The organism is Pseudomonas sp. TE3-3-F2023 (assembly GCF_036784815.1).
Taxonomy (GTDB): Bacteria; Pseudomonadota; Gammaproteobacteria; order Pseudomonadales; family Pseudomonadaceae; genus Aquipseudomonas; species Aquipseudomonas pudica.
This window is the reverse complement of sequence record NZ_CP145113.1, coordinates 5,077,215-5,101,638: the sequence shown is the minus strand read 5'-3', so window position 1 is coordinate 5,101,638 and position 24,424 is coordinate 5,077,215. Positions and strand designations below refer to the sequence as shown.

Annotated in this window: 7 protein-coding genes; 5 read left to right on the top strand and 2 right to left on the bottom strand. The window is 65.9% G+C overall.

Annotated elements, in window-relative coordinates:
• The first annotated feature begins 122 nt into the window (after positions 1-122).
• Positions 123-1,058 carry an aspartyl/asparaginyl beta-hydroxylase domain-containing protein gene (locus V3314_RS23370; protein ID WP_196183462.1) on the top strand — a complete coding sequence of 312 codons (936 nt, stop codon included), beginning with the start codon at positions 123-125 and terminating at the stop codon, positions 1,056-1,058.
• A gap of 39 nt (positions 1,059-1,097) precedes the next feature.
• Here the strand turns inward: V3314_RS23370 and V3314_RS23365 are convergent, their stop codons facing one another.
• Positions 1,098-2,750 carry a cyclic peptide export ABC transporter gene (locus V3314_RS23365; RefSeq protein ID WP_046616453.1) on the bottom strand — a complete coding sequence of 551 codons (1,653 nt, stop codon included), beginning with the start codon at positions 2,748-2,750 and terminating at the stop codon, positions 1,098-1,100.
• A 33-nt stretch (positions 2,751-2,783) separates the two neighbouring features.
• Positions 2,784-3,233 carry an azurin gene (gene azu, locus V3314_RS23360; RefSeq protein WP_046616452.1) on the bottom strand — a complete coding sequence of 150 codons (450 nt, stop codon included), beginning with the start codon at positions 3,231-3,233 and terminating at the stop codon, positions 2,784-2,786.
• A gap of 181 nt (positions 3,234-3,414) precedes the next feature.
• Here azu and V3314_RS23355 point away from each other — a divergent pair, with 181 nt between their 5' ends.
• The 4 genes from V3314_RS23355 to V3314_RS23340 all read left to right on the top strand — a co-directional run bounded on the left by V3314_RS23355 (position 3,415) and on the right by V3314_RS23340 (position 24,423).
• A complete protein-coding gene (locus tag V3314_RS23355; RefSeq protein ID WP_338459690.1) occupies positions 3,415-4,398 on the top strand; it encodes a TauD/TfdA family dioxygenase in 984 nt (327 codons plus the stop codon).
• A gap of 619 nt (positions 4,399-5,017) precedes the next feature.
• Positions 5,018-5,278 (top strand): DUF3077 domain-containing protein, encoded by a 261-nt coding sequence (locus V3314_RS23350; RefSeq protein WP_015271332.1) that lies wholly within the window; start codon positions 5,018-5,020, stop codon positions 5,276-5,278.
• Positions 5,279-5,627: 349 nt separating this feature from the next.
• The gene (locus tag V3314_RS23345; RefSeq protein ID WP_338459689.1) at positions 5,628-12,095 is read left to right on the top strand and encodes an amino acid adenylation domain-containing protein; all 6,468 of its coding nucleotides are present in this window, start codon (positions 5,628-5,630) and stop codon (positions 12,093-12,095) included.
• Between the two features lies 1 nt (position 12,096).
• Entirely contained in the window at positions 12,097-24,423 is a 12,327-nt protein-coding gene (locus V3314_RS23340) for a non-ribosomal peptide synthase/polyketide synthase (RefSeq protein WP_338459688.1), read from the top strand.
• Position 24,424: the final 1 nt, after the last annotated feature.

The window sequence follows — 24,424 nt, the reverse complement described above, 5'->3', positions numbered from 1 at the left end:
AATCTTCATGATTGAGTTGCTGCCCGGGCTGTTTTTACCCTGGCAGCATCAGTTTATGATGGCAGGATGATTTATCGGAGAGCAGGGCGCGCAGCCCTGTTTCTTCCTCAAGGAGTGAAAGCATGACCTTTTCCTTTGCAGCCAAGGCGGGTGTCTTGCTGGTGTTTTTTGGCAGCGTGCTGTTCGTGCACCTGCGCGGCAAGGCTCGCTTGCCGGTGTTGCGCCAGTTCGTCAACCATTCGGCGCTGTTCGCCCCTTATAACAGCCTGATGTACCTGTTCTCCGGCGTACCGTCCAAGCCCTACCTGGACCGCCAGCGCTTTCCCGAGCTGGACGTGCTGAAGGACAACTGGCAGGAAATCCGCGAGGAGGCCATGCGCCTGTTCGACGAGGGCTACATCCGCGCCGCCGAGAAGGATAACGACGCCGGCTTCGGTTCGTTCTTCAAGAAAGGCTGGAAGCGCTTTTACCTGAAGTGGTACGACAAACCGTTGCCTTCTGCCGAGGCCCTGTGCCCGCGTACCGTCGAGCTGGTCAGCAGCATCCCCAATGTCAAGGGTGCGATGTTCGCCCTGCTGCCTGGCGGCAGCCACCTGAACCCGCACCGCGACCCGTTCGCCGGTTCCCTGCGCTACCACCTGGGCCTGTCCACCCCCAACTCCGATGCTTGCCGCATCTACGTTGATGGCGAGGAATATGCCTGGCGTGACGGTGAGGACGTGATGTTCGATGAAACCTACGTGCACTGGGTCAAGAACGAGACCGACGTTACCCGGGTGATCCTGTTCTGCGACATCGAACGCCCGCTGAGCAGCCCGCTGATGACTCGCATCAACCGCCAGGTCAGCGCCTTCCTCGGGCGTGCCACCGCGCCGCAGAATACCGATGACGAGCGTGTTGGCGGGATCAACCAGGCGTATGCCTGGAGCAAGCGCTTCAGTAACCGGATCAGTGGCCAGGTGAAGCAGTTCAAGCGCGCCAACCCAAGGGCCTACCGCGTGCTGCGGCCGGTGCTGGCGGTGGTGGTGGCGTATCTGCTGTATCGCTGGTTGTTCTGATTCTGCCTGTTGGGGCTGCCAAGCAGCCCCTTTGCTATCTCAAGCCGGCTCCAACGCCTCCACCACTTTCCCCCGGCTAAGGTGCACCACCTTGTCCGCCGTATCGAAATACCGGTCATCATGCGAAATCACGATGATGGTCTTGCCCAAACGCTTCAGGTCCGGCAGCAGCTCGGTGTAGAACACCCGGCGGAAGGTCGGGTCCTGGTCCGCCGCCCATTCGTCGAACACCAGCACCGGCCGCTCGTCCAGCCAGGCATTGACCAGTGCCAGGCGCTTGCGCTGGCCGGTCGACAGGTCGGTAGTGGTAAAGGCTCCATCGCGCACGCTCACCTTGTGGGCGATTTCCAGTCTCTCCAGGTAGCGCGTGGCATCGCTGGGCAGGCTGTGTTCGTGCTCGGGCAAGTCGTCGAACAGGTAGTAGTCGGCGAACACCGTGGTGAACAGCTGGCGATAGTCATCCAGCCCCTCCGGGCCGACGGCCTTGCCGTTCAGGCGCACTTCGCCGCGTTGCGGGGTGTACAGGCCCAGCAGCAGCTTGATCAGCGAAGTCTTGCCGCAGCCGTTCTCGCCAACGATGAACAGGATCTCGCCCGGCTCGATGCTCAGGTTCACCGGCCCGACACGGAACGGTTCGTTGCCGTCCACCGGCGGGTAGGCGTACTCGACGTTGTGCAGCTCCAGGTGCGCGCTGGCCGGGGCGGCGCGCTTGACCGGCGGCTCCAGCAGCAGGTGCGGCTCGGGCGAGGAGAAGCGCTCGGACAGGTCGGCAATGCGGCGGAACGCCACCTGGGCGCGGCCGAGGATCGGCAGGTTGCCGATCAAGGTTTCCAGCGGGCCTTTCATGTACAGCAGCACCAGCACGAAGCCGCTCATCACCGCCGGGTCGTTGCTCGGCCATAGCGATTGCAGGGCCAGGGTCAGGCCGATGACCACGAAGAACAGCATCGACCCCAGGCTCTTGGCCGCGACGAAGATGTTGATGGCGCGGATATGGGTGTTGGCGATGAAGTCGGCGGTGCCCTGGATGTTGCGGGTCAGCATGGCATGGCGGCGGCGACGGTCGATGCGTAGCTCCTTGGCGCCCTCGGCGATGGCCGAGTAGTGCTTCTGCAGGTTGTCTTCGGCATCGCGGGCAGCGTTGAAGCCGGCCACGCCTTTCTGCCTGGCCACGTACTGAATGCCACTGCCGATGCCGATGGCCGCCAGGGTGATGAGGAAGATCGGCCACGACAGCCAGGCCAGGTAGGCCATGCAGCCAGTCACGGTGGTGAGCGAGATGGCCAGCGGGGCGAAGGCGAAGGCAAAGTCGCTGATGGTGTCGACGTCGCGGGTCAGCACCGGGATCAGGCGGTGGGTGCGGTAGCGCTCGATCTGCTCGATCGGCGCCGACAGCACCTTGGCGCCGAGGTCCTTGCGCAGCCTGGCGATGACTTTCTGCCCAACGTAGTTGGTGCCGCTGTCGGCTGCCACGCTGCTGACCAGGGCCAGCACGCACAGGCCGGCGAAGGCCAGGATCACGCCCTGGCTCATGCCGCCGGCGGCATGCAGGCCCTGGTTGACGGTGGCCAGCAGGGCGGTCACGGCCAGGCCGCCGAGCATGCCCAGCAGCACCGAGACGATTACCGCCGGGCGGTAAGGTTTCAGCAGGCCCAGCAATTCGCGGATGGCCCCGGGGGAGGAGGTTTTCATGAAGCGTGATCTCGCTGGTGAGGTTGGGGCGGGTCAGCTGCCGAGGGTCAGGGAGCCTTTCATCAAGGTGCTGTGGAAAGGGAACGAGCAGTAGAAGCTGTACGCGGTACCTGCCTTCAGCGATCGGGTGTCGAGGCTGACGCTGTCTGTTTCACCGCCGCCGATCAGGCGGGTGTGAGCGATCACCCTGGTGTCGCCGGGCTTAACGTAGTCCAGCGCTTCGCCGGCTTTCTGGCCGTCGTCCAGCACGCCTTGCATGTCGGCCTGGGTACTCAGCACCCAGTTGTGGCCCATCACGTTCTTCGGCATGGCGCCAGGGTGGGTGAGCGTGACGGTGAACACGGCGCAGGCCTTGGGCACGGTGATGGTGGCCTTGTCGAAGGTCATCTGGTCGGTGCCATGGATTTCCACGGCGCATGGCTCTGCCGACCACGCGGCAGGGGCCACGGCGAGCAGGGCTAGGAGCAGGAGCTGGCGAGTCATGTACGGTTCCTGGGCGATAGAAGGGTGCACATCGTTCAGACGAACCGGCGCGCACAGGCTTTACCTGTGTGTGCGGCCCAAGTGAATTTCCCCAGCGCCCGCTCGTTCATTCAGTCAGGCGCCGACATGGCGCACATCCCGATTTTGCCGCCTATGCGGCCCTGGCCTGAGGTGACCGGACATGAGTGAACTGCTGAGCTTTGCGATCGAACCGCTGGACGCCGCGCGCGGCAACCTGCCGCTGCTGGTGCGCGCGCCGGAGCCGGGTATCGACCTGCTGGAAGCCTTTGCCGATTTGCAGCCGCTGGTGGACCAGCACTTGCTGCAGGCCGGCGGCATTCTGTTTCGCGGGTTCGAGGTGGGTGGCGCAGAGGCTTTCCGCCAGTTCGCCGCTTCCTTCGGCCACCCGCTGCTCAACTACGAGTTTGGCTCCACCCCGCGCAGCAACGTGACCAAGGGCGTGTACACATCCACCGAATACCCAGCGCACCAGAGCATCCCTCTGCACAACGAGCAGGCCTATACCCTGGAATGGCCGATGAAGATCTGGTTCTACAGCGTGATCCCCGCCGAGACCGGTGGCGAGACGCCGATTGCCGACAGCCGCGAGGTTTACCGGCGCATGCCGGCGCGCATTCGTGAGCGGCTGGTGGAGAAGGGGCTGATGTATGTGCGCAACTACGGCAATGGCCTTGATGTGGAATGGTCGCAGGTGTTCAACACTGAAGACCCGCGCCAGGTCGAGGCCTATTGCCGGGCGCATGCCATCGAGTGCATCTGGAAGGATGACGGCGAATTGCGCACCCGCCAGCGCTGCCAGGTGGTGGCGCGCCACCCGGCCACCGGGGAGGATGTATGGTTCAACCAGGCGCACCTGTTCCATGTGTCGAACCTGCAGCCAGAAGTGCGCGAGTCGTTGATGGACATCGTTGAGGAGGAGGACCTGCCGCGTAACGTGTACTACGGCGACGGTACGACCATCGAGGATTCGCTGCTCGATGAAGTGCGCGGGGTGTTGGATGAATGCACCATCAGCTTCCCTTGGCTGGAGAACGATGTGCTGATGCTGGATAACATGCTTGCGGCGCATGCGCGGTCGCCGTTTACCGGCAAGCGCAAGGTGGTGGTGGCGATGGCGCAGGGGCATTCCGAGTTGTTGCGCTGACAGATCTCAAGGTACTGCGCTCCCACATCTGTTTCGGGCCAGTCCAGCCTGTTAAGTCACCTCTGTCCGCCTTGTCTGTCCCATTCGATATTGAAAGTGTCGCCACTGCTTTTCTGCAATCCCCAGGCATGCACCCCGGGTGCGAGTGCGGAGCAAGCAGGAGTGACTGGCCCGAAATAGATGTGGGAGCGGCCTTGCGTCGCGATGCGCCGCGCGGGCGGCGCTCGATCTCATAGGCGCTGAACCTGTCATGGCGAACACCTGTCAGCCCAGATGCATTCTCCAGACATGCCCCCAGCAACCTACAACAATCCCAGACTCTTCCTACGCCTCGGGACTGGCAACTCCACCCCCTGCGAAATACCCTACAACCTCTGTCGACACGCGTCTGATTGTTCCTGCAAATCCCGCACTCTAGGCTTTGCCTGTCGCTGACGGTTCAGCGATCGGGTGTGGAAACCTGGCAAGACATATGATGATTGTTGACACGACAGCTGTACGCGGGAGGCTTTCGGGCCTACCGGGTTCATCATATGCCTGGTTTTCCACCCCGTGTGCAGCTGTCACCCCAATGTGTGGAAACGGACGGGTGGCACATAACTCATATGATGACCATTCCATGACCGACGAAACCAAAACCACCCCCGGTGTCACCTACTTCTACCAAGGCGAAGGCCAAACCCATCCGCTGTTCCGTATCGCTGAGGGCATCCCCTGCCGCAGCGCCCGGGAGCAAGCCTCGGAACTGATGGGCTATGCACGCGACTTGTCACTGACCGGTTTGATGGACGGCGATCAGCAGATGCTCTGGGCTTCGCATTACTTCGCAGCCATGGCCAAGGCGCTGCTGGATGATGCCGAGTTGGGTTTGCTGCGCTGATCCTTGTATTGGTTGGGCTGGCCCTTTCGCGGCTAAAGCCGCTCCTACAGGGATTGTGCATGCCTCAGGTTAAGCAGAATGCCTCAGGGTATGCACAACTCCTGTGGGAGCGGGCGTGCCCGCGAACACGGGCGAAGCCCGTGCCATCCATCGCGCTGCCTGCTTCGCGGGTAAACCCGCTCCCACAGGTACTGTACTGACACTGAGGTCGGTGATGACCCTGTGGGAGCGGGTTTACCCGCGAAGAGGCCCGACAAGGCGACTTCCCAAGCCCAGGAATCCTCCACTAAATCAGCCCCCCACACCTTCGTCTGACAGTTACCGCTCGACTGCCAGGACACCGCTCGACATGAATGCCGACCAAACGCTCAAGCTCGCCCGCCGCTTCATCGAACTCAGCCCCGACAAGCGCCGCCTGTTCCTAAAGGCGCTGCAGGGCGAGGGCATGGATTTTTCCGTGCTGCCGATTGCGCCCGGGGTGGAGGTGGCCGAGCGTGATCAGCTGTCGTACGCCCAGCGGCGCATGTGGTTCCTCTGGCAACTCGACCCGCAAGGTGCAGCGTACAACCTGCCCATGGCCGTGCGCCTGACGGGCCCGCTGGACCTGGCCGCCCTGCAGCACGCCTTCGATGCCCTGGTGGCCCGCCACGAAACCCTGCGCACCCGCTTCGTCGCCGACGGCGATGACGTGCGCCAGCAGGTCGATGCCAGCGCTGCCCCGTTGCAGCTGCACCAGGATGCCCTGGCCGGCCTGGGCGAAGGCGCCCGTCAGGCCGCCATCGAAACCATCGCCGAAGCCGAAGCCCTGGCCCCCTTCGACCTGGCCAGCGGCCCGCTGCTGCGTGTGCGCCTGCTGCAACTGGCGGCACAGGAGCACATCCTGCTGCTCACCCTGCACCACATAGTCGCCGACGGCTGGTCGATGAACGTGCTGATCGACGAATTCCTGCACCTGTACGACGCCGCCGTGGCCGGCAGCGAAGCCCGCCTGGAACCGCTGCCGATCCAGTACCGCGACTACGCCCTGTGGCAGCGCAGCTGGCTCCAGGCCGGTGAGCAGGAGCGCCAGCTGGCCTACTGGCAGGCGCGCCTGGGCGACGACCATTCGCCGCTGGAACTGCCACTGGACCGCAGCCGCCAGGGCCGCCCCAGCTATCGCGGCGCACGTCACGAGTTCCCCATCGCTGCAGATGTTGCCGAACGCCTGCGCGGCCTGGCACGCAAACATAACGTCACCCTGTTCATGGTCCTGCTGGCAGCCTTCAAGCTGCTGCTGCAGCGCTACAGCGGCCAGTTGGCGATCCGTGTCGGCGTGCCCATCGCCAACCGCAACCGCGCCGAAAGCCAAGGGCTGATCGGCTGCTTCATCAATACCCAGGTACTGCACACCGAAATCGACCCGCTGCTGGACATCACCGGCCTGCTCCAGCGCGTGCGCGAAACCGCCGTAGGCGCGCAAAGCCACCAGGACCTGCCGTTCGAGCAACTGGTCGAAGCCCTGGACCTGCCGCGCAGCAGCGAGAGCCCGCTGTTCCGTGTGCTGTTCAACCACCAGGCGCAGGTGGCGGACGTGCAAGCCATCGAGACCCGCTCCGGCCTGAGCCTGGCGCCGGTCGTGCTGGCAAAGCACAGCGCCCGCTTCGACCTGGCGCTGGATACTCATGAGCGAGCGGGGCAGCTGCACGCAGCGTTCACTTATGCGACCGACGTATTCGATACGGCCACCGTCGAAGCCCTTGGCGAACAGTGGCTTGCCCTGGTACAGGCATTGGCCGACGAAGCGGGTGGCGCAGTCGGCGAGTTGCCATTGCCAGGCCTGGCCCCAGCCATTGGCGCGCCTGCGCAGGCTGACGCAACGCTGCTGGTTCACCAGCGTTTTGCCTCGGCCGCCAGCCGCCACCCCGAACGCACGGCGGTGATGGCTGCGGGCGAGCAGGCCAGCTTCGCCGAGCTCGATGCCCGCGCCGAGGCCATTGCAGGTTGGTTGGCGGGGGCCGGTGCAGGGCCGGACACACTGGTCGGCGTGCTGGCCGACCGCAGTGTGGGCATGCTCGCCAGCATCCTCGGCGTACTCAAGGCCGGTGGCGCCTACCTGCCGCTGGAGCCCGAGCAGCCGGCCGAACGCCTGGCCTACATGCTTGCCGACAGCGGCACGCGCCTGGTACTGGCGCCCGCTAACTGGCAGGCCGAACTGCCCGAGGGCGTGCAGTGCCTGGACTGGGCGCAAACCGGCAACGGTAGCGCCGCCCGCATCGCCCCGGCGCCGGCCAACCTGGCCTACGTGATCTACACCTCCGGCACCACCGGCCAGCCCAAGGGCGTGGCGATCAGCCACGGCGCCCTCGCCAACTACGTCGAAGCCATAGCCGCGCGCCTGCCGGTCGAGCGTATCCGCAGCATGGCTCAAGTCTCGACCCCGGCTGCCGACCTTGGCCACACCATGCTGTTCGGCGCCCTGTGCGGCGGCCACACGCTGCATTTGCTGCTACGCGAGCAGGTGCTGGATGCCGAAGGCTTCGCCGCCTACCTGGCCGAGCACCAGGTAGACGCGCTGAAGATCGTACCGTCGCACCTGGAAGCCATGTTGGTGGCTGGCCGCTCGGCGTTGCCGGCGCAGTGCCTGGTGCTCGGTGGCGAGGCCATCAGCCCGAGCCTGCTGGGCAAGGTCCGCAACCTGGCCCCGGCGCTGAAGGTGTTCAACCACTACGGCCCGACCGAGACCACCGTCGGTGTGCTGGTCGCCGAACTGAACGAGCAGGCCAGCCTCGGCCAGCCACTGGCCAACACCCGCGTCGCGGTGCTCGACCGCTGCCTGCAACCCCTGCCGGCCAAAGCGAAAGGCGAGCTGTACATCGGTGGCGCCGGCCTGGCCCGTGGCTACCTGAACCGCCCGGCACTTACCGCCGAGCGCTTCGTCCCCGACCCGAATGGCAGCCACGGCCAGCGCCTGTACCGCAGCGGTGACTGGGTACGCCAAGGCAGCGACCTGCAGTTCGCCGGGCGCATGGATGGCCAGGTGAAGATCCGTGGCTATCGCGTGGAACTGGCCGAAATCGAAAACCAGCTGCGTGCCCTGGGCGGTGTCACCAACGCCCTGGTCCGCGTGCATGGCCAGGCGCCGCAACTGCAACTGGCTGCCTGGCTGGTGCCGAGCCAGATGCCGGTCGACAGGCTGGCCTGGCAGGAATCGATCCGCGCCAGCCTCAAGAGCCTGCTGCCCGAGCACATGGTGCCGACCCACCTGATGGTGCTGGAGCACCTGCCGGTCACGGTCAACGGCAAGGTCGATGTCAAGGCGCTGCCGGAGCCCGTCGCCACCCAGGTGGCCTATCAGGCGCCGCAGACCCCACTGCAAACGCAATTGGCGCAGATCTGGGCGCAAGTCCTGCAAGTACCGCAGGTAGGCCTGAGCGACAACTTCTTTGCCCTTGGCGGCCATTCGCTGCTGGCCACCCAGGCGGTATCGCGGATACGCAAGCAACTGGACCTGGATATCCCGCTGCGCAGCCTGTTCGACACCGTCGACCTGCAGGCCTTTGCCCAGGCAGTGGCTGAAGGCGAGCAGGGCGCCGGCCTGGACATCGAGATCCTCGACCGCCAGCAACCGCTGCCGGTGTCCCGCTCGCAAAACCGCCAGTGGCTGTTCTGGAAGCTCAACCCCGAAAGCCTGGCCTACAACACACCGATGGCCGTGCGCATGCAGGGCCACCTCGACCACTGTGCAGTGCAGGCTGCACTGGATGTCTTGGTAACTCGCCACGAGTCGTTGCGCACGGTGTTCGTCGAGGCCGACGGCGTACCCTGGCAGCGCATCCTGCCGGCCACCACGGTAGCGATCGGTTTCGAAGACCTCAGCGGCCAGGACCACGCCGCGCAGATGCGCAAGCTGGAAGCAGAAGCCTTCGTGCCGTTCGACCTGGAGCACGGCCCCCTGCTGCGCGCGCGGCTGTTCAAGGTGCATGAGCAGGAGCACCTGTTGTCGCTGACGTTGCACCATATCGTCTCCGATGGCTGGTCGATGAGCCTGCTGGTGCGCGAGTTCGCCGCCGCCTACAACGCCGCCGCCACGGGCCAGACGCAAACCATCGAACCATTGCCGGTGCAGTACGCCGACTTCGCCGCCTGGCAGCGCAAGTGGTTGGCCGAGGGGCAGATGCAGGCGCAGATCGACTACTGGAAGGCCCGCCTGGAAGACGACTTCGAAGTGCTGGAACTGCCTGCCGACCGCGTTCGCCCGCAGGTCAAAAGCTACCAGGGCAGCCGCTTCGACGTGCGCCTGCCACAGGCCCTCACCGAGCGCCTGCGAGCCCTGGCGGTGGCATCCAACGCCACGCTGTTCCATGTGTTCCTGGCGGCCTATGCGATCGTGCTGTCGCGCTACAGCCGCAAGGACACGCTCAACATCGGCGTGCCGGTCACCAACCGCAACCGCCTGGAACTGGAAGGGCTGATCGGCTTCTTCATCAACGTGGTGGTGGCCCGTATCAGTGTCGATGGCAGCCAGCCTTTCCCGCAGTTGCTGGCGGCGATCAAGGAAACTACCTTGCAGGCCCAGGCCAACAAGGATGTGCCGTTCCTCGAAGTAGCCGAGGCCCTGTACCCCGATCGTGCCCAAGGTGTGAACCCGTTCTTCCAGGTGCTGTACAATCACCTGCGCGACCTTGGCGAGCAGGTGTCCGGCGATGCCCTGCACGGCCTGCAGGTCAAGGAAGTGGACCTGCTGGAGCCGGGCGCGCAGTACGACATCTCGCTCAACACCCTGGAACGCACCGATGGCGTAACCGCCTCGTTCAACTATTCCACCGACCTGTTCGATGCCGCACGTATCGAGCGCATGGCCGGGCATTGGCAGGCACTGCTGCACGCCATCTGCGCCGAACCGCAGCGCTGCATTGCCGAGCTGGACTTCCTTGGCAGTGCCGAACGCCAGCAGCTGACCTACGGCTGGAACCCGGCATCCCAGGCTGGCAGCGGCTTGTGCGCACACCAGTTGCTGGAGCGCCAGGCGCGTGAGCGGCCGGATGCACTGGCGCTGGTCTTCGATGACCAGCAGATGACCTACGCCGAACTGGACCGCAGCAGCAACCGGTTGGCCCACCGCCTGCGGGCGCTGGGCGTGGGGCCGGACTGCCTGGTCGGCGTGGCTGTCGAGCGCGGCCTGGGCATGGCCCTGGCGCTGATCGCCATTCACAAGGCGGGTGGCGCCTATGTGCCGCTGGACCCGGACTACCCGCAGGAACGCCTGGCCTACATGGTCGAGGACAGCAATATCGGCCTGCTGCTGGCCGATGCTCCTTCGCGTGAGCGCCTGCAACTGGGCAAGCAACTGCCCTGCGTGGTACTGGAGCCGGGCACCGAGTGGCTGCACGCCTGGCCCGCCGAACCGCTGGCCAACCTGGCGGCACCGCACAACCTCGCCTACGTCATCTACACCTCCGGCTCCACCGGCATGCCCAAGGGCGTGGCCATCGACCACCAGGCCCTGTCGCTGTTCTGCCAGGTGGCCGGTGACTATTCGCGCCTCAGCCCGGGCGATCGCGTGCTGCAGTTCGCCACCATCAGTTTCGATGGCTTCATCGAGCAGTTCTTCCCGCCGCTGGCCAAGGGCGCCTGTGTGGTGCTGCGCGACCTGCGGCTGTGGGACACCGCCACCCTGCTGGAGGAAATCAACCGCCACGGCGTGACCGTGGCCGACCTGCCGGCGGCCTACTGGCGGCTGCTGGCGCTGGAGCGCCGAGCCCCCGAGGCCTATGGCCGGCTGAAGCAGATTCACGTGGGGGGGGAGGCGGTACCGGAAGATGCCCTGCGCGCCTGGCTGGCCGACGGCCCGCCAGCGGTGCGCCTGCTGAATACCTACGGCCCGACCGAAGCCACCGTGGTCGCCACCACCTACGACTGCTCGCAGATGACCGTGGAGCAGGTCAGCCAGGGCGGCGTACCGATCGGCCGTGCCTTGCCGGGGCGTACCCTGCATGCCCTGGACGATGGCCTGGCGCCGACACCGGTGGGCGTGCCCGGCGAGCTGTTCATCGGCGGGGCAGGGTGCCTGGCGCGCGGCTATCACCAGCGGCCGTCACTCACCGCCGAGCGTTTCATCCCCGACCCGTTCGACCCGGTTGGCGGTGGCCGCCTGTACCGCACTGGCGACCTCGGCTGCTACGACGAAAACGGCCAGCTGGCCTATCGCGGCCGGGTCGACCACCAGGTGAAGGTGCGCGGCTTCCGTATCGAGCTGGGCGAGATCGAGCAGTACCTGCGGGCGCACCCGGACGTTCGCGAAGCCACAGTGCTGGCCATCGACCTGCCCAGTGGCAAGCAGCTGTGCGCCTATGCGGTGCCGGCCGAAGGCTACCGTGGCGATCTGCGCCAGGCCCTGAAGCAGTACCTCAAGGCCAGCCTGCCGGACTACATGATCCCGGCCTACCTGGTGACCCTGCCGAGCATGCCGCTGACCCCCAGCGGCAAACTCGACCGCAAGGCCCTGCCGCTGCCCGACCCGAACCAGCCGCAGCATGACTACCAGGCGCCGCAGAGCGAGCGGCAGCAGCAGCTGGCGAGCATCTGGGCGCAGTTGCTCAACGTTGCCCGGGTCGGCCTGAACGACAACTTCTTCGAGCTGGGCGGCCACTCCTTGCTGGCGGCCCAGGCCGTGTCGCGGATCAACGTCGAGCTGGGGCTGGACATCCCCCTGCGGCTGATCTTCAGCCACCCGGAACTACGCGCGTTCGCCCAGGCACTGGACGAGCAGGGCCTGTCGCTCTCCGACGATGGCCTGAGCGATATCGAACAAATGATGAATGCATTCACAGAGGCCTGACATGGAACTTACTGCCGCACAACGCATCGCCCAACGTTTCGTTGGCCTCCCCGTGGAGCAACGCCAGCAGATCCTGGAAAAGATGCAGGCCAGCGGGCAGAGCTTCCGCCTGCTGCCCATCGTGCCTGCGCGCCAGGGCCTGGCGCGTATTCCGCTGTCTTACGCCCAGCAGCGTCTGCTGTTTCTCTGGCAGCTGGAGCCCGACAGCCCGGCCTACAACGTGCCGATGGCGGTACGCCTGAAGGGCGCCCTGGACCAGGCGGTGCTGCAACAGGCGCTGGATGCGCTGGTGCAACGCCACGAATCGCTGCGCACGCGCTTTGCCTCGGAGGAGGGCGAGTTCTACCAGGAAATCCTCGAGCACTGCCCGTTGGCGCTGGAACGGGTGATGTTCGACGGTGCCGTCGATGAGGCAGCGCTGAGCGTGGCCGTGGATGCGGCTCTCAAGCAGCCCTTCGACCTGCTGACCGGTCCGCTGCTGCGGGTGACCCTGCTGCGCGTGGCCGCCGATCACCACGTGCTGGCGCTGAGCATGCACCACATCATCTCCGATGGCTGGTCCAGCGATGTACTGGTGCAGGAATTCATCCGGCTGTACAGCGCCCTGGCCGAAGGCCGGCAGGCCGAGTTGCCGGCGCTGCCGATCCAGTACGCCGACTACGCCATCTGGCAGCGCGCCTGGCTCGAGGCCGGTGAAGCGCAGCGCCAGCTGGCCTACTGGCAGGCCCAGCTGGGCGACGAGCAGCCGGTGCTGAGCCTGCCGCTGGACTTCGAGCGCCCGGCCACGCCCAGCCAGCGTGGCGCGGTGGTGCGCGTGGATATAGGCGCCGAGCAGGCCGAGGCCCTGCGCAGCCAGGCGCGCAAGGGTGGCCACACGTTGTTCGTGCTGGTACTGGCCGCAATGGCGGTTGTGTTGTCGCGTTACAGCGGCCAGGCCGATATCCGCATCGGTGCCCCGAATGCCGGGCGCAACCGCAAGGAGCTGGAAGGCCTGATCGGCTTCTTCATCAATACCCAGGTTTTGCGTGTGCAGGTGGACGAGCGCGCCACCTTCGCCACGTTGCTGGAGCAGGTCAAAGACGTGATAGGCGGCGCCCAGTCGCACCAGGAACTGCCGTTCGAGCACCTGGTCGATGCCTTGCTGCCCGAGCGCAACCTGGCCCACAACCCGCTGTTCCAGTTCAAGATCAACCAGCACGTGGCCGCCAGCGATGCAGGGCGCAGGCGCCTGGGCGCGCTGGAGGTGGAAGGTTTTGCCCGTGACGGCGGCGACGCCCGCTTCGACCTGGCGTTCGACTTCTCCGACAAGGCCGACGGCATCGAAGGCTACTTCACCTACGCCACCGACCTGTTCGAGCAGGCCACCATCGAACGCATGGCCGCTTCGCTGCGCCAGGTGCTGGATGCGCTGGCCCGCGACCCGCAGCAGGCGATCGTCGACAGCCCGCAAATGGCGACGCTGCTGCCAGCAGCCACGCAGGCCTACCCGCACGGCGACTTCCTCGCTTTGTGGCGCCAGGCAATGGCGCAAGGCCAGGCCCACGGCGGTGTGCGTGCCGGTGACCGGTTCATGACCCAGGCCGGGCTGGAGGCGGCGTCCAACCGCCTGGCCGACTACCTGCGCCAGCGCGGCGTCGGTGTCGGCAGCATCGTCGCCCTGAGCCTGCCGCGCTCCATCGAGTGGGTCGGCGCCTTGCTGGCGGTGCTCAAGACCGGCGCCGCCTACCTGCCGCTTGACACCCAGCAGCCGCAGGAGCGCCTGCTACAACTGGTTGCCGACAGTGGCGCCGCCGTACTTCTGCATGAGCCGGGCGACCAGCGCTTCGCCGGCCTGGACGGCGTGCAGCTGATTGCCTGCGATCACACCGCCTGGGCAACCTGCAGCGACAGCCCGGTCGAGGTAGCCATCGCCGCCGAACAACCAGCCTATCTGATCTACACCTCGGGCTCGACCGGCCAGCCGAAAGGCGTGCTGGTCAGCCACGGCGCACTTGCCAGCTACACCCAGGCGGTGCTGGAACGCTTGCAACTGCCGGCCGAGGCCAGCATGGCGATGGTCTCCACCACCGCAGCCGACCTGGGCCACACCGTGCTGTTCGGTGCCTTGGCCTCGGGCCGCCTGCTGCACCTGCTGCCACAGGAACTGGCATTCGACCCGGATGGCTTCGCCAGCTACATGGCGCAGCACCAGGTCGGCGTGCTGAAGCTGGTGCCGAGCCACCTGCAAGGCTTGCTGCAAGCGGCCCGCGCCACCGATGTGCTGCCCGCCGAGGCGCTGATCCTGGGGGGTGAGGCATGCAGCTGGGGCCTGTTGGAAAAAATCCGCGAGCTGCGCCCGACCTGCCGGGTCATCAACCACTACGGCCCGACGGAAACCACAGTCGGCGTGCTCACCTTCGAGCCGGGGCAGCCGCTGCCAGGTTGCCGCACGGTGCCGGTCGGGCGCCCGCTGGGCAACGCCTGCGCCCAGGTGCTGGATGGCTACCTCAACCCGATGGCGGCGCAGGTGCCCGGTGAGCTTTACCTGGGCGGGCAAGGCGTCGCCCAGGGCTACCTGGGCCAGCCAGCGTTGACCGCCGAACGCTTCGTGCCGAGCGAGGGTGGTACACGCCTGTACCGCACCGGCGACCGCGCGAGGCTGACTGCCGACGGCCTGGTCGAGTTCATCGGCCGTGCCGACGATCAGGTGAAGATCCGTGGCTATCGCGTGGAGCCGGGTGAAGTCGGCCGGGTACTGGCCGGTCTGCCCGGTGTCAGCGAGGCCGTGGTACTGGCCTTGCCATTGGAGGGTGACGCCGAGCGCTTGCAGCTGGTGGGCTACGGGGTGGCCGACGCAGGCGTGACCGTGCAGCAACTGCAGGCGCAATTGCAGGCGCGCCTGCCGGACTACATGGTGCCGGCGCAGATACTTTTGCTGGAGCGCCTGCCACTGACTGCCAACGGCAAGCTCGACAAGCGCGCCTTGCCGGCACCGGGCGCGGTCAGCCGTGGCTACGTGGCGCCGCAAGGTGATATCGAGGAAAAGCTGGCCGCCGTGTGGGCCGATGTGCTCAAGCTGGAGCAGGTCGGCAGCACCGACAACTTCTTCGAACTGGGCGGCGACTCGATCCTCAGCCTGCAGATCATCGCCCGGGCCAAACGCCAGGGCATCAGGATTACCCCCAAGCAGTTGTTCGAACAACAGACCATCGCCCAGCTGGCCCAGGTAGCCAAGCGCATCGAGGCCAAGCAAGCGGTTGCGGCCGCGGCAGCGGACACCGCCACCAGCGGCGATGTGGCGTTGCTGCCGGCCCAGGCGCGTTTCTTCGATATGGATATCGCCCAGCCGGCGCATTGGAACCAGTCGGTATTGCTCGAGCCGGCCAGCCCGGTGCAGGTGCAACACCTGGAGGCAGCCCTGCGCGCCGTGGTCGAACAGCACGATGCCCTGCGCCTGCGCTTCAATCGTGGCGAAAGCCAGTGGCAGGCGCGCTTCCAGCCGTTGGCCAATGCACCACTGCTGCGCCAGCGCAACCTGGGCGCACTGAATGAACTGGACGCCGCCGGCAACCAGGTACAGGCCAGCCTGAACCTGGAGCACGGGCCGCTGCTGCGTGCCGAACTGTTCGATTTCGCCGATGGCCAGCAGCGTCTGTTGCTGGTGGTCCATCACCTGGTGGTCGACGGCGTGTCGTGGCGGGTATTGCTCGAAGACCTGCAAGCGGCCTACCGGCAACTGCTGAACGGCCAGGCCGTGAGCCTGCCCGCCAAGACCACCTCGGTAAAAACCTGGGCCGAGCGCCTGGTCAGCCATGCCGGCAGCCCGGCGCTGCAAGCACAGCGGGACTACTGGCTGCAGGCCCTGGCCGGCGATAACGGCGAACTGCCGCGTGACAACCCGCAGGGCAGCCTGGCCAATACCCATGCCCGCACCGCCGCCACGCGGCTGGACGCCGAGCGCACCGCCAAGCTGCTGAAACAGGCCCCGGCGGCCTACCGCACGCAGATCAACGACCTGCTGCTGACCGCGCTGGCGCGTACCCTGTGCCGGTGGAGCGCAGGGGATAACGTGCAGGTACTGCTGGAGGGCCATGGCCGCGAAGACCTGTTCGACGACCTCGACCTCAGCCGCACCGTGGGCTGGTTCACCAGCCTGTTCCCGGTGCGCCTCACACCCGCCCAGGACCTTGGCCAGTCGATCAAGGCGATCAAGGAGCAACTGCGCGGCGTGCCGGACAAAGGCCTCGGCTACGGCCTGTTGCGTTACTTCGGCAATGCTGAAGTGCGTGACCGGCTCGAGCGTGCCACCCAGGCCCGTGTCACCTTCAACTACCTGGGCCAGTTCGATGCCAGCTTCGATGCCGAGGCCGGCGCCCTGTTCACCCCGAGCGGGGAAAGCGCAGGCCGTACCCAATGTGCCGGCGCACAACTGGGCAACTGGCTGAGCATCACCGGCCAGGTGTACGGCGGCGAGCTGTTCCTGGAGTGGACCTACAGCGCCGACGTTCATCACCCGGCCACCATCGAGAAGCTGGCCCAGGCCTACGGGCAGGCGTTGGCAGAGCTGGTCGAGCACTGCTGCGATGCCCGGCACCAGGGCGTGACGCCGTCGGACTTCCCACTGGCCGCGCTGACCCAGGCGCAACTGGACAGCTTGCCGCTGGAGCCCAGGCAGATCGCCGATGTGTACCCGCTGTCACCCATGCAGCAGGGCATGTTGTTCCACACCCTTTACGACCAGCAGGCCGGCAACTACATCAACCAGCTGCGCGTGGATGTGGATGGGCTGGATGTGCAGCGTTTCCAGCAGGCTTGGCAGGCCACGCTCGATGCCCACGACATCCTGCGCAGCGGTTTCATCCTGCAGGGCGAACTGGAGCAGGCCGTGCAGGTGGTACGCAAGGCCGTCGAACTGCCGTGCAGCGAGCACGACTGGCGTGGCCAGCCGGCGCTGGTGCAGGCATTGCAAGCCCTGGCCGAGGGTGAGCGCCAGCGCGGCTTCGACCTGTCTGCCGCGCCGCTGCTGCGCCTGGTACTGGTGCGCACGGGCGATACCCGCCACCACCTGATCTATACCAACCATCACATCCTCATGGACGGCTGGAGCACCTCGCGCCTGTTGGGTGAAGTGCTGCAGCGCTATGCCGGCCTGGCGCCGCAGGCCCAGGCCACGCACTACCGCGACTACATCGCCTGGCTGCAGGGCCAGGACGCGGCCGTTGCCGAAGCCTTCTGGAAAGGCCAGCTTGCGGCCCTGGACGAGCCGACCCGTCTGGCCCAGGCCATCGCCGGCAGCGCAGGCGCAAACGGCAGCGGCCATGGCGACCACCGACTGGCCTTCGACCGCGAGCAGACCGCACGCATCGAAGCCTTCGCCCGGGCCAACCGGGTCACGGTCAACACCCTGGTGCAATCGGCCTGGCTGCTGCTGTTGCAGCGCTGCACCGGTCAGGCCAGCGTCTGCTTCGGCGCCACGGTCGCCGGCCGCCCGGCAGACCTGCCGGGCATAGAGGAGCAGATCGGCCTGTTCATCAACACCTTGCCGGTGATTGGCGCCCCGCGCGCCGAGCAGACCGTGGCCGAGTGGGTCGGCCAGGTGCAGGCCGGCAACCTTGCCGTGCGCGAGTTCGAGCACACCCCGCTGTACGACGTGCAGCGCTGGGCGGGGCAGGGCGGTGACGCCTTGTTCGACAGCATCCTGGTGTTCGAGAACTACCCGGTGGCCGATGCGCTGCAACAGGGCGCGCCCGGTGGCCTGCGCTTCGGCGACGTGGCCGTGCAGGAGCAGACCAACTACCCACTGACCCTGGTGGTGGAGCTGGGCACGACGCTGTCGATGCAGTACAGCCACGACCGTGCGCTGTGGAGCGACGAGAGCATTGGCCGCCTGGCTGGTTACTTTGCCAACCTGCTGCAGGCGCTGGTGGAGAATGCTGACGCGGTGGTTGGCGAGCTGCCAATGCTGGGACTGCCAGAACAGCAACAGATGGTCGAAGGCTGGAACGCAACCCAGGCGACATACCCGAAGGAGCGCAGCATTCACCAGCTGATCGAAGCCCAGGTACTCGCCACCCCGGACGCCCCGGCGCTGGTGTTTGGCGAGCAGACCCTGAGCTATGCCGAGCTCAACCGCCGTGGCAACCAGCTGGCGCACAAGCTGCGCGAGCAGGGCGTGGGCCCGGACGTGCTGGTGGGCATCGCCATGGAGCGCAGCCTGGAGATGGTCGTCGGCCTGCTGGGTATCGTGAAGGCCGGCGGCGCCTATGTGCCACTGGACCCGGAATATCCCCAGGACCGCCTGAGCTACATGTTCGAGGACAGCGGCATCGCCCTGCTGCTGACCCAGTCGCACCTGCACGAAGCCCTGCCGATCCCGGCCGGCCTGCGCAGCCTGGACCTGGATACCGAGAACTTGGACGGCTACAGCGATGCCAACCCGAACATCGACGTGGCCCCGCTGAACCTCGCCTACGTGATCTACACCTCCGGCTCCACCGGTCGCCCGAAGGGCGCTGGCAACAGCCATCAGGCGCTGGTCAACCGGCTGTGCTGGATGCAGAAAGCCTACGGCCTGGATGCCAGCGACAGCGTGCTGCAGAAAACCCCGTTCAGCTTCGACGTGTCGGTGTGGGAGTTCTTCTGGCCGCTGATGACCGGCGCGCGCCTGGTGGTGGCCCAGCCGGGCGCACACCGCGACCCGCAGCTGCTGGTGGAATGCATCAACCATTACGGCATCAGCACGCTGCACTTCGTGCCGTCGATGCTGCAGGCGTTCATGACCCACGAAGCGGTCGAAAGCTGCGTCAGCCTCAAGCGCGTGGTGTGCAGCGGTGAAGCACTGCCGGCCGAGCTGGCCCGCCAGACCCTGCAGCGCCTGCCGGCGGCGGGCCTGTACAACCTGTACGGCCCGACCGAAGCGGCGATCGACGTCACCCACTGGACCTGCCAGCCGGACGAAAGCATCAGCGTGCCGATCGGCCAGCCGATCGACAACCTCAAGACCCATATCCTCGAAGGCAGCCTGCAACCGGCGGTGCGCGGCAGTGCCGGCGAGCTGTACCTCGGCGGCGTGGGCCTGGCCCGTGGTTACCACCAACGCCCGGCGCTGACCGCCGAACGCTTCGTGCCGGACCCGTTCAGCGACAACGGCGGGCGCCTGTACCGCACCGGCGACCTGGCGCGCTACCGCGCCGATGGCGTGATCGACTACGCCGGGCGCATCGACCACCAGGTGAAGATCCGCGGCTTGCGTATCGAGCTGGGCGAGATCGAGGCGCGCCTGCTGGAGCTGCCGAGTGTGCAGGAAGCCGTGGTGCTGGCCCAGGACGGGCCAAGCGGCAAGCAGCTGGTGGGCTATGTAGTGCCTGCCGACAGCTCGCAAGACGAAGGTGCATTGCGCGACAGCCTGCGCGAGGCGCTGAAGGCCGGTTTGCCGGACTACATGGTGCCGGCGCACCTGCTGCTGCTCGGCAAGCTGCCGGTGACGCCGAACGGCAAGCTGGACCGCAAGGCCCTGCCGCAGCCGGATGCCCGCCAGTTGCAGGACGAGTACGTCGCGCCGCAGAGCGATCTGGAACAGCAGATCGCGGCGATCTGGGCGGATGTGCTGAAGCTGGAGAAGGTCGGCCTGACCGACAACTTCTTCGAGCTGGGCGGCGATTCGATCATTTCGTTGCAGGTGGTCAGCCGTGCGCGCCAGGTGGATATCCAGTTCACGCCCAAGGACCTGTTCGAGGCCCAGACGGTGCAGGCACTGGCCCGGCTCGCCAATCGCGGCGACAGTGTATCGATCGATCAGGGTGCGGTAACGGGCGTGACGCCGCTCACGCCCATTCAGCACTGGTTCTTCGAGCAGCCCGTTGTCGTGCGCCATCACTGGAACCAGTCGGTGCTGCTCACGCCAGGTGAAACGCTGGCCCCGGCGACGCTCGATGCGGCATTGCAGGCATTGCTCGAACATCACGATGCCCTGCGTTTGCGCGTGTTCGACCATGGGGTGGGCTGGCAGGCTGAATTTGCCGATGTGGGCTACTCCCAGTTGCTTTGGCATCGAGATTTCGCCAGCGTCGAGCACTTGCAGCAAGCTGCCAGTGAAGCCCAGCGCAGCCTTGACCTCGAGCACGGGCCGTTGATGCGTGCCATGCTCGCTGTGCTGCCTGACGGTAGCCAGCGGCTGCTTTTGGTCATCCATCACCTGGCGGTAGACGGCGTGTCGTGGCGTGTGCTGCTGGAAGACCTGCAGCAGGCCTACCAGAACCTGGCTGCCGGGCAGCCACTGCAGCTTCCGGCCAAGACCACTTCGTACAAAGCCTGGGCCGAGCGTTTGCAAACCTATGCCGCTGCGCCCGCATTGCAACAGGAACTGGGCTACTGGCAGGGGCAGTTGCAAGGGGCCAGCGAAATGCTGCCCTGCGACAACCCGCAAGGCAGCCGGCAACTGAAGCATGCGGCCTCGGTCAGCACGCGCCTCGACGTGGCAAGCACCCAACGGCTGTTGCTGGATTGCTCGGTGGCTTATCGCACGCAGATCAACGACCTGTTGCTGACGGCCCTGGCGCAAGCAGTTGGCCGCTGGAGCGGCCAGCCCGAAGTGCTGGTGCGCCTGGAAGGGCATGGCCGTGAAGACCTGTTCGCGGGTATCGACCTGACGCGTACGGTAGGCTGGTTCACCAGCCTGTACCCGGTAAAGTTGAGCCCGCAGGCAGACCTGGCAAGTTCGATCAAGACCATCAAGGAACAGCTGCGCGCCGTACCTGACAAAGGCCTGGGCTATGGCGTGCTGCGCTACCTCGGTGATGCCGCGAGCCGCGAGGCCCTTGCAGCATTGCCTGAAGGCCAGATCGTCTTCAACTACCTCGGGCAGTTCGACGGCAGCTTCGATGGCGAAGCAGCTCTGTTCACCCCCGCCAAGGAGAACGATGGCGCCAGGCAGGATGCCGAAGCACCGTTGGCCAGCCTGTTGACCGTCAACGGTCAGGTATATGGCGGCGAGCTACGCCTGGAGTGGACCTTCAGCCAGGACATTCATCGCCGCGAAACCATCGAACAGCTGGCCCAGGCTTACCAGCAGGCCTTGGCTGAAATCATCGAGCATTGCTGTGAGGGTGGACATCGCGGCCTGACCCCGTCCGACTTCCCGTTGACCGACCTGACCCAGGCGCAGCTCGACCAGCTGCCGGTTGCCGTGGCGCAGATCGCCGACGTCTACCCGTTGTCGCCGATGCAGCAGGGCATGCTGTTCCACAGCATCTACGAGCAAGGCAGCGGCAACTACATCAACCAGATGCGCGTGGATGTGGATGGCCTGGATGTACAAGCCTTCCGACAGGCCTGGGATGCTGCCTTGCAGGCCCACGACATCTTGCGCAGCAGCTTCATCTGGCAGGGGGACCTGGGCCAGGCGGTGCAGGTCGTGCACAAGCAGGTGACACTGCCGTTCAGCGAATATGACTGGCGTGACGAGGATGAGCTGGCGCGGGAGCTGGACAGCCTGGCGGAAGCCGACCGGCAGCGTGGCTTCGATCTGGTCGAGGCACCCTTGTTGCGCCTGGTGCTGGTGCGTACGGCGCAGGCACGTCATCACCTGATCTTCACCTGCCATCACATCCTTCTGGATGGCTGGAGCACCTCGCAGTTGCTGGGTGAGGTGTTGCAGCGTCATGCCGGTAAACCTGTGGTGGCAGCGGCGGGCAGCTACCGTGACTACATCGCCTGGTTGCAGCGCCAGGACAGGGCGGCGGCAGAGCGGTTCTGGCAGGGCCAGATGGCCAGCTTCAACGAGCCGACGCGCCTGGCCCAGGCCGTACGCAAAGGTGAACCTGATGGCCAGGGCCATCAGGTTCATCACCAGGCATTCGGTGCAGGGCGTACCGAGCGGGTTGAAGCCTTTGCGCGTGCCCAGCGTGTCACCGTCAACACCTTGGTACAGGCTACCTGGCTGTTGCTGCTGCAGCGCTATACCGGGCAGTCGTCGGTCTGCTTCGGTGCAACGGTCGCCGGCCGGCCAGCGGAGCTGGCGGGCGTGGAGGCGCAGATCGGCTTGTTCATCAACACCCTGCCGGTGGTTGGTACACCGCAAGGCGAGCAAAGCGTTGCGCAATGGATCGGGCAGGTGCAGGCCAGCAACCTGGCCATGCGTGAATACGAACATACGCCGCTGTACGACGTGCAGCGCTGGGCCGGCCTTGGCGGTGAAGCCCTGTTCGACAGCCTGGTGGTGTTCGAAAGTTACCCGGTGTCCGAGGCCCTTCGGCAGGGCGCACCGAGTGGCTTGCAGTTTGGCCCAGTGCAGGTGCGCGAGCAGACCAACTATCCGCTGACCCTGCTGGTGAGCCTTGGCGACAGCCTGGCTATCCAGTACCGGCATGACCGTGCGCACTGGAGCAGCGAGGCAATCGAGCAGCTGGCCCATCACTTCGGTACGCTGCTTGACGCGCTGGTGAGTGACCCGTTTGCTGCACTCGGCGACCTGCCGCTGCTCGATGCCGCACAGCATCAGCGTATCGTGCAGGACTGGAACCGCACGGCGGCCAGTTACCCGGCCGACCGCTGTATCCATCAGCTGTTCGAGGCGCAGGTGGTTGCTGCGCCAGGCGCAGTTGCACTTATCCACGGCGAGCAGACGCTCACGTATGCTGCGCTCAATGTACGGGCCAACCAGCTGGCCCACAAACTGCGCGAGGCTGGCGTGGGCCCGGAGGTGCTGGTAGGTGTCGCCATGGAGCGTGGCCTGGACATGGTGGTCGCGCTGATGGCCATTCTCAAGGCGGGCGGCGCCTACGTGCCGCTCGACCCTGGCTACCCGCAGGACCGCCTGGTGTACATGCTCGAAGACAGCCAGTCGATCCTGCTGCTGTCGCAGTCGCACCTGCAGGAGCGTTTGCCGGCCAGCTTCCAGGCGCGAACGCTGCTGGTGGACCAGTTGCTGCTCGACGGCTACGAAGCGGCCGACCCGGTGTGCGTGAGCACGCCGGACAACCTGGCGTACTGCATCTACACCTCAGGTTCCACCGGCAATCCCAAGGGCGTCCAGATCGAGCATCGCAATGCCGTGGCAATGATCGGCTGGGCGCAGTCGGTGTACAGCCAGCAGGACCTGTGCGGCGTGTTGGCGTCCACATCGATCTGTTTCGACCTGTCGGTCTGGGAGCTGTTCGTGACCCTGGGCTCGGGTGGCTATGCGGTACTGGCGGCCAATGCCCTGGAGCTGCCGCACCTGCCGGCCAAAGACCAGGTACGCCTGGTCAACACGGTGCCGTCGGCCATCAAGGTGCTGCATGAAACCGGCCAGTTGCCGTCCGGTGTACGCATCATCAACCTGGCGGGGGAGGCTCTCAAGCAGGGGCTGGTCGACGCGTTGTACGGCACTGGCCACGTGCTCAAGGTGTACGACCTGTACGGGCCTTCGGAGGACACAACCTACTCGACCTTCACCCTGCGCACCCAAGGTGGCCAGGCCAATATCGGCCGGCCGCTTTCCAACAGTGCCGCTTACCTGTTGAGCGAGGCCGGAACGCCGCTGCCGGTAGGGGTGGTGGGGGAGCTGTACATGGCGGGTGCGGGGCTGGCGCGTGGTTACCTGGCGCGCCCCGGGCTTACCGCCGAACGCTTCATCCCCGACCCGTTCGGCGGGCAGGGTGGCCGCCTGTATCGCACCGGCGACCTGGCGCGCTATGACGCCGACGGAGTCATCGAATATGCCGGGCGTATCGACCATCAGGTGAAGATTCGCGGCTTCCGTATCGAACTTGGCGAGATCGAGGCGCGCCTGCAACAACAGGACGCAGTCCGCGAAGCCGTGGTACTGGCGCTGGATGCGCCGGGCGGCAAGCAACTGCTGGGCTATGTGGTGCCAGCCGATGCAGCGTCGGTTGCCAGCGAGGAAGCCCGGGCGGCGCTGCTTGACACCCTGCGCGCCAGGCTGAAAGCCAGCCTGCCGGACTACATGGTGCCCGCGCACCTGTTGCTGTTGGAACGCCTGCCACTGACACCGAACGGCAAGCTGGACCGCAAGGCCCTGCCACAGCCTGACGGCAACCTGCGCCGGGCGGCCCATGTGGCGCCGGAAACGGAGCTGGAGCGTCGGATCGCAGCGGTATGGGCTGAAGTTCTTGGCCTGGAAAACGTATCTCTTACCGACAACTTCTTCGAGCTGGGGGGCCACTCCTTGCTGGCAACCCAGGCGGTAGCACGACTGCAGATCGAACTGGGTACGAACCTGCCACTCGCGTTGTTGTTCCAGACAGAGAACCTGCAGGCCTTTGCACAAGAGGTCGGCAGTCTCGGTACCCGAAACGACGGAGACCTGGATGAGCTCCAGGACTTCATGGCAGAGCTCGAGGCGGTTTGAG

What these genes read in the sequence shown, in the direction of transcription:
- V3314_RS23370 (WP_196183462.1), top strand. Translation starts at nt 123, where the DNA reads ATGACCTTTTCCTTTGCAGCCAAGGCGGGTGTCTTGCTGGTGTTTTTT.
- V3314_RS23365 (WP_046616453.1), bottom strand. Translation starts at nt 2,750, where the DNA reads ATGAAAACCTCCTCCCCCGGGGCCATCCGCGAATTGCTGGGCCTGCTG.
- azu (WP_046616452.1), bottom strand. Translation starts at nt 3,233, where the DNA reads ATGACTCGCCAGCTCCTGCTCCTAGCCCTGCTCGCCGTGGCCCCTGCC.
- V3314_RS23355 (WP_338459690.1), top strand. Translation starts at nt 3,415, where the DNA reads ATGAGTGAACTGCTGAGCTTTGCGATCGAACCGCTGGACGCCGCGCGC.
- V3314_RS23350 (WP_015271332.1), top strand. Translation starts at nt 5,018, where the DNA reads ATGACCGACGAAACCAAAACCACCCCCGGTGTCACCTACTTCTACCAA.
- V3314_RS23345 (WP_338459689.1), top strand. Translation starts at nt 5,628, where the DNA reads ATGAATGCCGACCAAACGCTCAAGCTCGCCCGCCGCTTCATCGAACTC.
- V3314_RS23340 (WP_338459688.1), top strand. Translation starts at nt 12,097, where the DNA reads ATGGAACTTACTGCCGCACAACGCATCGCCCAACGTTTCGTTGGCCTC.